The sequence below is a fragment of the Cellulomonas sp. P4_B5_2 genome, assembly GCF_056402235.1.
The window spans coordinates 1-5,465 of the sequence record NZ_JBFUHU010000336.1; the positions used below are offsets into that span (position 1 = coordinate 1).

5 protein-coding genes and 1 pseudogene are annotated in these 5,465 nt (G+C 71.0%); 3 read left to right on the plus strand and 3 right to left on the minus strand.

What is annotated here, in order from left to right; all coding sequences use genetic code 11:
• Positions 1 to 504 (plus strand): anti-sigma factor (locus AC1DUQ_RS18835; protein WP_477074338.1); only part of this gene is annotated, 504 nt, incomplete at its 5' end.
• Positions 505 to 547: 43 nt separating this feature from the next.
• Here AC1DUQ_RS18835 and AC1DUQ_RS18840 read toward each other — a convergent pair.
• The 3 genes from AC1DUQ_RS18840 to AC1DUQ_RS18850 all read right to left on the minus strand — a co-directional run bounded on the left by AC1DUQ_RS18840 (position 548) and on the right by AC1DUQ_RS18850 (position 4,027).
• A complete protein-coding gene (locus AC1DUQ_RS18840; RefSeq protein ID WP_477074339.1) occupies positions 548 to 856 on the minus strand; it encodes a DUF6458 family protein in 309 nt (102 codons plus the stop codon).
• Positions 857 to 948: 92 nt separating this feature from the next.
• Complete coding sequence (locus AC1DUQ_RS18845) at positions 949 to 3,018, minus strand: S9 family peptidase (protein ID WP_477059343.1); 2,070 nt, start codon at positions 3,016 to 3,018, stop codon at positions 949 to 951.
• A gap of 202 nt (positions 3,019 to 3,220) precedes the next feature.
• On the minus strand, positions 3,221 to 4,027 hold the full coding sequence (locus AC1DUQ_RS18850; RefSeq protein ID WP_477074340.1) for a type IV toxin-antitoxin system AbiEi family antitoxin domain-containing protein: 807 nt from the start codon (positions 4,025 to 4,027) through the stop codon (positions 3,221 to 3,223).
• Positions 4,028 to 4,397: 370 nt separating this feature from the next.
• Between AC1DUQ_RS18850 and AC1DUQ_RS18855 the strand changes: the two genes are divergently transcribed.
• Positions 4,398 to 4,853, plus strand: a complete 456-nt coding sequence (locus AC1DUQ_RS18855; protein WP_477059345.1) for a DUF6318 family protein — start codon at positions 4,398 to 4,400, stop codon at positions 4,851 to 4,853.
• A 161-nt stretch (positions 4,854 to 5,014) separates the two neighbouring features.
• A pseudogene (locus tag AC1DUQ_RS18860) lies at positions 5,015 to 5,465 on the plus strand (hypothetical protein); the annotation flags it as partial.

Sequence of the window (5,465 nt, forward strand, 5' to 3'; positions counted from 1 at the left end):
GACGAGCTCGGCCTCGAGTCCGCCACCCGCGCCCCGGCCACCGTCGTGCCCCTCGACTCCCGTCGCCGACGCCCGAGCGCGTGGGGCTGGATCGCCGGTGCCGCGGCCGCGGGCCTGGTGGTCGGCGGCGGCGGTGCCTGGTGGGTGGCCAACCGCGCCGACCCGGTGACCGTGCAGGCCACCGCGACGCTCGAGCCGCTGCCCGGCTGGGACGCGTCCGGGTCCGCCGTGGTCGAGACGCGATCGGACGGCAGCCGCGTGCTGGTCGTCGACCTGTCCAAGGACACCCCGTCCGACGACGCGTTCCGTGAGGTCTGGCTGCTCAAGCCCGACGTCAGCGGGCTGGTCAGCCTGGGCACCCTCGAGGGCACCTCCGGCCGGTTCGACCTGCCGGCGGGGCTCGACCTCAGCCAGTACTCCGTGGTCGACGTGTCCGAGGAGCAGTTCGACGGCGACCCGGCCCACTCCGGCGACTCGATCGTGCGGGGACCGCTGGAGGCATGAGAACGCCCCCTCCGAGGGGAGGGGGCGTCTCGTCGTGCGTGCGTCAGACGGCGGGCGGCGCCGCCGGCGGCGGCTGCTGCTGGTACGTCTGCTGCACCGGCGCGGCCGGCGGGGCCGCGGGGGCCGCCTGAGCGGGCGGTGCGTTGGGAGTGGTGCGCTGCTCGACGACGGYAGTGTGGGACGTGTTGCTGCGCTGGTTGTTGAGCACGATCGCCAGGATCAGTGCGATGACACCGGCGCCCATGCAGATGTACCCGATCACCGTCAGGTTGACCCCGTCGACGGCGTCGCTGACGCCGAACGAGAGGATCGCGCCGATGACGATGAGGGCGATTCCGCCTCCGATACCCATGTCGGTCCTTCCGTCGAGCCGCACGGTTGTCGCGCGGCCTTGACCGGTGAGTCTGGTGCCGACCGGGCGACCCCGCACGTCGAGAGCGCTCGTCACCCGAGGATCTCGGGATACTCACCCGATCGGGCGAGGACGTGCTCCGCGAGGAACGTCTGCACCACCTGGTACCAGACGATGGCGTGCTGCGGGCTGAGCACCCAGTGGTTCTCGTCCGGGAAGTACAGGAACCGGTGGGGGGTCTTCCCCTCCTCGTCGGCGGGCAGGCCGCTCTTCGCCAGCAGCTCGTACCAGAGGCGCAGACCCTCGCCGATGGGCACCCGGTAGTCCTTGTCGCCGTGCACGACGAGCATGGGCGTGACGATCTTGTCGACGAACCGGTGCGGGGAGTTCTCCAGCGCCATCTCGTCGGTCATCTCGCGCTGCCAGTAGTAGGCGGCGTCGGTCGTCGGACCGAACTGGTCCAGGGCCCACAGGCTCGCGTGCGTGACGATCGCCCGGAACCGGTCGGTGTGGCCGGCCACCCAGTTGGCCATGTAGCCGCCGAACGAGCCGCCCAGCGCGGCCGTGCGGGTCTCGTCGATGTCGTCGCGCGCCTCCGCCACGTCCGTGATGGCCATCAGGTCCGTGTACGGCGCCGCGCCCCACGCACCCCAGCCGGCCTGGATGAACTCCTGACCGTAGCCGGTGGACAGCGCCGGGTCGGGCAGCAGGACGGCGTACCCCTGCGCGACGAGGATCCACGGGTTCCACCGCCACGACCACGCGTTCCACGACCCCAGCGGGCCGCCGTGGATCCAGAGCAGGAGCGGCGCCTTCTCCGTGGTCCCGTTCTCCGTGGTCCCGGGAAGCGCCAGCCAGGCACGGACCCGCCGGCCGTCCTCGGTCGTCGTCTCGATCTCGGTCAGGGTGCCGGGCAGCTCCGGGGTCGCGGCCGGGCTGCGCAGCGCCGTCGTCGCCCCCGTCTCCAGGTCGATCCGCACCGGGTGCGACGGCGCCTCGTACGACGACCGCAGCGCGAACGCGACCGTGCCGTCCGGGCTGACCGACACGTCGGTGAACGTCGCGTCGTCGCTGGTCACGCGCGTGACCTCGTCCTTCTGCAGGTCGACGCGGAACACGGGGCTGCGGCCGTCGTCGTCGGCCGTCACCAGCAGCCCCGCACTGTCCGGCAGCCAGACCGCGCCCGTCGCCCAGCGGTCCCAGCTGTCGACGAGCGTTCGCGCGTCACCACCGGCCAGCGGGACGACCTGGAGCGTGACGCGCGGCGCGACGTGCGGCGTGGACAGCGACTCGCGCGCGAACGCCACCCACTGGCCGTCGGGCGAGATGACGGGCGACCAGAGGTCCGCCTGCAGGTCGTCGACCAGCACCCGGTGCTCCCCCGACGCCACGTCGATCGCCACGAGCCGCCCCCGCTGCTCGCCCTTGGCCAACGGCAGGTTCCAGCCGGTAACCACCGTGCGACCGTCGGGGCTGATCGCCGAGCCCTGCTCGACGAGCGCCGAGCGCGCGCCCGGCGTGAGGTCCGTGAGGGTCAGCCGCGGGTCCTTGGCACCTGCCAGGGGCGCGACGACGTCCGTGCCGACCTCCGCGACGAACAGGTGCGGCGACTCCGGCCCCAGGTCGTGGTCCCAGAACCGGACCGGATAGCCGTCGTGCAGGATCGCCGCGACCTTCTTCTCCTTGCGCGTCTTGCGCAGCTTCTCGTCCGTCTCGGCGTCGCTCGCACTGGGCAGGACGTCCGAGCCGACCAGGACGACGTCGGCGTCCTTCGCCACGTGCACCCCGCCGAGACCAGCCGCCCGGTCCGCCACGACGCGTGCCTCCGCACCGTCGCGCGGCAGCAGCCAGAGCGCCGGGACCGGCTCGTCGTCGCCGCCGCCGTCCTTGCCGTCCGGGTCCGGCCGCGCGCTGGTGAAGAGGAGATCGCCGTTGCTGGTGAACGCGGCGCTCGACTCACCCTTGGCGCTGCGTGTGAGCCGGCGCGCCGGCTTCTCACCGGTCGGGTCGACCTCCCACAGGGCGGTCACGAACTTGGTCTTCTTGGAGTCGAGCGTCGCGACGCTGGTCACCAGCCGCGTGCCGTCCGCATTGAGGACCAGCCCGCTCAGCCGAGGGATGCCGACGTACTGATCGAGGTCATGAAAGGGCGTCGAAGTCATGCGCACCGTCCTACCACCCCGACCTGGGCGCCGTCCGCCGAGTTGTTGGGCCGGGTTGCCGTGGGCGGTTGCGTCTCGCACTCGTTGCGACCAAGCCCTGAGTCACGCGATCGACCCTCTATCCGTCACTGAAGGCTTGATGCCACGGTCCGTGAGGCGGCGAACGAGCCATGAGTTCGGTCAAGTCGCTGCTTGGCGTCACTCATGGCTTGCCCGCCTTGGTCAGCGCACTTCGGATCGCCACGGGGATGACGGTCCGAGCGGCGATGTCGGCAGACGTGAACCGCAGCAGGTCGACGTTCCCTGTCGCCAGCAGCGCGTTCTGGCGTCGTCGGTCGTGCAGGACCGCCTCAGGCGTCTCGTGAAACTCTCGCCCGTCGATCTCGGCGACGAGCCATCGACCAGCCCCCAGTCGCCAGCCCAGATCCCCACGCCCCAGCAGTTGACCGTTCGACGCCCGGATCGCGACCTGCAGCTCGTCGGGTGGGAGACCGGCATCCGTGCACTGCAGCCGCGCGAACGACTCGAGCGGCGACTCTGCTCGAGGATCGACCAGGTCCCACCACGAGTCGCACTGGGCTGAGCCGCGGCGTCCGCGAACCCGCGACCGCACCGCGTCGAGCGCATGGCGTGGCAGCAGACCCCGGTACAGCACGTCGTCCAGGACGGCGATCGCGTGGTCGCGCGGCAGCTCAGGCACCGCGTGCACCAAGGCCGGCACCAGCGCCGCGATTGATCGGCTGCCGAATCGCTCGATCTCGATCGAGCCGAACTGCCGCACGCGGATGCCGTCACGCGTCCGTCGCGGGTGCACCGAAGGCAACGCGACCTCCGGGACGATGTCCAGCGGCAGCCCTCGCACGCCGTGCAATGCCAGCGCGCCCGGGACGCCGGGGCTTGCCGAGGGGCCGGGCGCGCGAAGGCGAGCGAGAGAAGAGACGGTGGGAGAGGTGCCAGGGTGCGCATGGCGCAATGGCACGCACCTGAGGAAGACGAAGGGCGCCTTCACCGTGGTCGGTGGACAGCGGTCGTCCGCGGCGGGCTGCGGGCGGCTCACAGCACGGTGCCCGGCTGGTATGGCACTGGTTCCGGGCTGGTGCGATCGGGGTCGCCGAGCCAGCGCGCCTGCGACGTCGTCGTCACAGGGTTGTCCACAACTGGGTGGGCGGCCGTGACGGGGAGTGTCCGTTTTCGGTACGTTCGCCCGCATGCCCAGGTGGAGCGGTCGACGCGCACGTGCCCTGCTCGTTGCGCCTGTGACTGCGTTGCTGCTCCTGGCCGGGTGTACCGAGGGCGCTCCGACCGCAACCGAGTCCTCCACGGCGCCCCCGGTGGAGTCGCCCACGCCGACGCCTTCTCCCACCCCGACCGAGACCCCCGTGGTGGACGTGACCGTGAAGCCCGAACGGCCGGCGGCGCTGGACGAGCCGCCGAGCGTGGATGGCGCGGTGGCGGTGGCGGAGTACTTCCTGCTGCTGTTCCCCTACGTGAACGCCACCGGCGATCTACGCGAGTGGAGTTCCCTGACTCATCCAGAGTGCATCTTCTGCGCGAGCGTAGTGGCCGGCGTCGAGGCCAAGATCGCCGCACAGCATCACGACGAGGGCGGCGCGACGACGATCACGTCCGGCTCAGCAGCCGAAGTCGATCCGGGTTCCTTCTACTCCGCCAAGGTGGAACTAGTCCAAGCGTCCTCAGCAACGCTCGACTCGACGGGCTCCGTTGTCGAGTCGTTCCCCGGACCATCGACCTACCTCGTCGACATGGCTCTCGTCTGGGAGAACTCGACCTGGCGCGTCCGAGAAGCAACTCCCGTCGAGGTGGCTGCTCGGTGACCTCTCGGCGGACCGTCTCGAGTGCCATTGCTGTGCTGCTTGTGATTGTTGCGGCTAGCGGCGCATCGGCAGACAGTCTCGGTGGGCACGCCGCCGGCGACTCGATGAACCTAACCGCCTTCCGAGGCGAACAAGAGCTTCGCGCCTACACCCGTGCAGCCGTGTCTCCCCGGATCGAGCTCTTCCAGCTCCGCCGCGCCGCCCTCTGCAACGTCACCTCCGGCACCCTCGAGTCCGACATCGGCGGCGCGTGCGCCCCGGAGGACGGCTCCGTCGTCCCCAACTGCGACGGCGACCCACCGGTCCAGCCCCTCTGGCGCCGCGACCGCGCCACCCCCGTCGACCCGTGGCAACCCTGGCGCATGATCGCCGGCTGGGCCTGCCCGGGCGACCTCCTCCCCACCCTCACCGCAGAGGACTTCCGCCGTCTCCCCATCGCCCCGCAGATCATCCAGATGCAGCCCGACCGCGGCTGGGTGCTGGTCAACAAGGAGACGATCGTCCTGACCGACCCCGCCGAGCAGACCTTCCGCACGGACCTGTTCGGCTACGGCATTGACGTCGTCGCCACCCCGACCCAGTACACGTGGGACTTCCGCGACGACACCAAGC